The sequence below is a fragment of the Streptomyces sp. SM1 genome (genome assembly GCF_002910825.1).
In the GTDB taxonomy this organism is placed as follows: domain Bacteria; phylum Actinomycetota; class Actinomycetes; order Streptomycetales; family Streptomycetaceae; genus Streptomyces; species Streptomyces okerensis.
In genome coordinates this window covers 1-3,226 of sequence record NZ_NEUB01000825.1, presented here as the reverse complement: position 1 = coordinate 3,226, position 3,226 = coordinate 1, and the positions used below count along the sequence as shown (strand labels likewise).

The 3,226-nt window shown below is 72.2% G+C and carries 1 protein-coding gene and 1 pseudogene; both read right to left on the bottom strand.

Annotated elements, in window-relative coordinates; genetic code table 11:
• Window positions 1-158: 158 nt before the first annotated feature.
• On the bottom strand, window positions 159-2,525 hold the full coding sequence (locus B9S61_RS25950; RefSeq protein ID WP_103544404.1) for an RNA degradosome polyphosphate kinase: 2,367 nt from the start codon (window positions 2,523-2,525) through the stop codon (window positions 159-161).
• A gap of 340 nt (window positions 2,526-2,865) precedes the next feature.
• Window positions 2,866-3,226 (bottom strand): annotated as a pseudogene (locus B9S61_RS41060) (ABC transporter permease); the annotation flags it as partial.

Below are 3,226 nucleotides of genomic sequence, written 5' to 3'. Positions count from 1 at the left end.
GGGCCGCCTCGACGGAATCCTCCGACGCGGCCGCGCCGGCACCGGTCTCCCGGTGGAGGCGCAGCGCGCGGAGGAACTCGGTCGCCCGGGCCCGCAGGTAACCGGCCAGGGCGTCCGCCGCTACGGGACCGGCGGGACCGGCCGCGGGATCCCTCGGATCAAGGTGTCGCTGTGCCACGCCGGCGCCTCCGGGCGTCTATGAGCATCTCCTGGACGTTGCGCAGGGGCTGGCCGTCCGGGTCCGTCGAGTGCCGCGTCCACTCGCCGTCCGGGCCGAGGTGCCAGGACTGCGTGGTGTCGGACATGCCGGTCTCCAGCAGCCGGTTGAGCGCGGCGCGGTGGGCCGGGTCGGTGATCCGTACCAGCGCCTCTATTCGGCGGTCGAGGTTGCGGTGCATCATGTCCGCGCTGCCGAACCACACCTCGGGCTCACCGCCGTTGCCGAAGGCGAAGACGCGGGAGTGCTCCAGGAAGCGGCCGAGGACGGACCGCACCCGGACGTTCTCCGACAGCCCCTCCACACCCGGCCGGATCGCGCAGATGCCGCGCACCCAGATGTCCACCGGGACGCCCGCCTGCGACGCCCGGTAGCAGGCGTCGATGACGGCCTCGTCGACCATCGAGTTGACCTTGATGCGTACGTACGCGGGCCGGCCTGCCCGGTGGTGCTGGGCCTCCTTGTCGATCCGCGAGACCAGGCCGTCGCGCAGGGACTTGGGGGCGACGAGGAGCCGCCGGTAGGTCTCGCGGCGCGAGTAGCCGGAGAGGCGGTTGAACAGGTCGGAGAGGTCCGCGCCGACCTGCGGGTCGGCGGTGAGCACGCCGAGGTCCTCGTAGAGGCGGGCCGTCTTCGGGTGGTAGTTGCCGGTGCCGACGTGGCTGTAGCGCCGGAGCGTCTCGCCCTCCTGGCGGACCACCAGGGACAGCTTGCAGTGGGTCTTCAGACCGACCAGGCCGTAGACGACGTGGCAGCCCGCCTCCTCCAGCTTGCGCGCCCACTTGATGTTGGCGTGCTCGTCGAAGCGGGCCTTGATCTCGACCAGGACGAGTACCTGCTTGCCGGACTCGGCGGCGTCGATGAGGGCGTCGACTATGGGGGAGTCGCCGGACGTCCGGTACAGGGTCTGCTTGATGGCGAGGACGTCCGGATCGGCGGCCGCCTGCTCCAGGAACGCCTGCACGGAGGTGGAGAAGGAGTCGTACGGGTGGTGCAGCAGCACGTCCCGGCTGCGCAGGGCCGCGAAGATGTCGGGGGGCGACGCGGACTCGACCTCCGCCAGGTCGCGGTGCGTGCCCGCGACGAACTTCGGGTACTTCAGCTCGGGCCGGTCCAGGCTGTGGACGCGGAACAGGCCGGTGAGGTCGAGCGGGCCGGGCAGCGGGTACACCTCCGCCTCGCCGACCTTCAGCTCGCGCACCAGCAGGTCCAGCACCTCGCGGTCGATGGACTCCTCGACCTCCAGGCGCACCGGCGGTCCGAAGCGGCGCCGCATGAGCTCCTTCTCCAGCGCCTGGAGCAGGTTCTCCGCGTCGTCCTCCTCGACCTCCAGGTCCTCGTTGCGGGTGAGCCGGAAGGCGTGGTGCTGGAGTACCTCCATGCCCGGGAACAGCTCCTCCAGGTGGGCCGCGATGACGTCCTCGATGGGGACGTAGCGGCCGGGGGAGCTCTCCAGGAAGCGGGACAGCAGCGGCGGCACCTTCACCCGGGCGAAGTGCCGGTGGCCGGTGACGGGGTTGCGTACGACGACGGCCAGGTTCAGCGAGAGGCCGGAGATGTACGGGAAGGGGTGCGCGGGGTCGACCGCGAGGGGGGTCAGGACCGGGAAGATCTGGTGCCGGAAGAGGGTGAAGAGCCGGGCCTGCTCCTTCTCCGTCAGTTCGTTCCAGCGGACCAGGTGGATACCCTCCTCCGCGAGTGCGGGGGCGACGTCCTCGTGGTAGCAGGCGGCGTGCCGGGCCATCAGCTCGCGGGAGCGGGCCCAGATCATCTCCAGCACCTCGCGCGGCTGGAGGCCGGAGGCTGAACGGGTGGCGACACCGGTGGCGATGCGGCGCTTCAGGCCGGCCACCCGGACCATGAAGAACTCGTCCAGGTTGCTGGCGAAGATCGCGAGGAAGTTCGCGCGCTCCAGCAGCGGGGTGGCGGGGTCCTCGGCGAGTTCCAGCACGCGCTCGTTGAAGGCGAGCCAACTGCGTTCCCGGTCGAGGAAGCGGCCCTGGGGCAGCGGGGCGCCGTCGTTCGGCGCCTCCTCGTACCCGTCGAGGTCCGCGTCGATGTCGGGTTCCAGGTCGGAGACCACTCCGGCCACGGTGTGCGGGCGGTGGGCGGCGATGGAGCCCACGGAGGGCTGCGGGTGCTGTACCTGTGCCTGGGCGTTGGGCTGGCTCATGACCCCATTCTTCCGCGCCGGGGGCATCACGGGCGCGTCGGAATGCGCGGGTGGGAGTGGTGGTGGCCCTGGGGCGGCACCGTTCCCCCCGTTCACCCGTCGGGGCGGTGCGGGCTCTGGCACGGCGGGATGCATGGGGCGAGCGTCGCAAGTCTGTCTGAATCAACGGTTACGGAGACATGACGTGCGGGGTGCCGGGGGGAGGCCCGCGGGTGCGCTGCGCTGCGCTGCGCTGTGCGGATCCGGTGTGGGTGGGGTGGCTGCCGCTCGGGGTACGGCGGCCCAGGGCTTGCGGGGTATGCGGATGGGCCGGTGGTGGTGCTGGGCGGGGGGTGGTGCGCGGCCCGGCGTGTGCGGGGTGCCTCCCCCACTCTCGGCTTCGCTCGAGCGGGGGTACCCCCATCGCCCACCCGTGCCGCCCTGGGGGTACCCCCTCTGGGGGAGGCACGACTGCCCGCAGTGGGGGGCGGTTGGGTCAGGGGGTTCGGTGGCGGAGGATGCGGAAGGCCGAGTAGGCCAGGAGTGCGGCGACGGCCAGCACGATGGCGGAGGCGACCAGCTGGAGCGGCCAGTAGTGGGCGGCGGGGTGGAAGTCGCGGTAGAAGCTGATGGCGTGCACGTCGGACAGGCTCGCCTCGCACCCGGGAACGATGGTGGTGTAGCAGGGAGCGGCCACCTGGTCGCCGTCGACGGTCAGCGCGCCCTGCCCGACCCAGATGCCGTCCCCCCTCGCGCCCTCCCGGAGGCTGCTCACCCTGGTGGCCGCGGGCCACAGGTGCGGCAGGGCGGAGTGGACGGCCGCCCACAGGGCCCCGACCGCGACCGCGGCCGCGGCG

Bases quoted from the DNA above. Each gene is read 5' to 3' on its own strand.
- B9S61_RS25950 (WP_103544404.1), bottom strand. From the start codon at position 2,525: ATGCATCCCGCCGTGCCAGAGCCCGCACCGCCCCGACGGGTGAACGGG.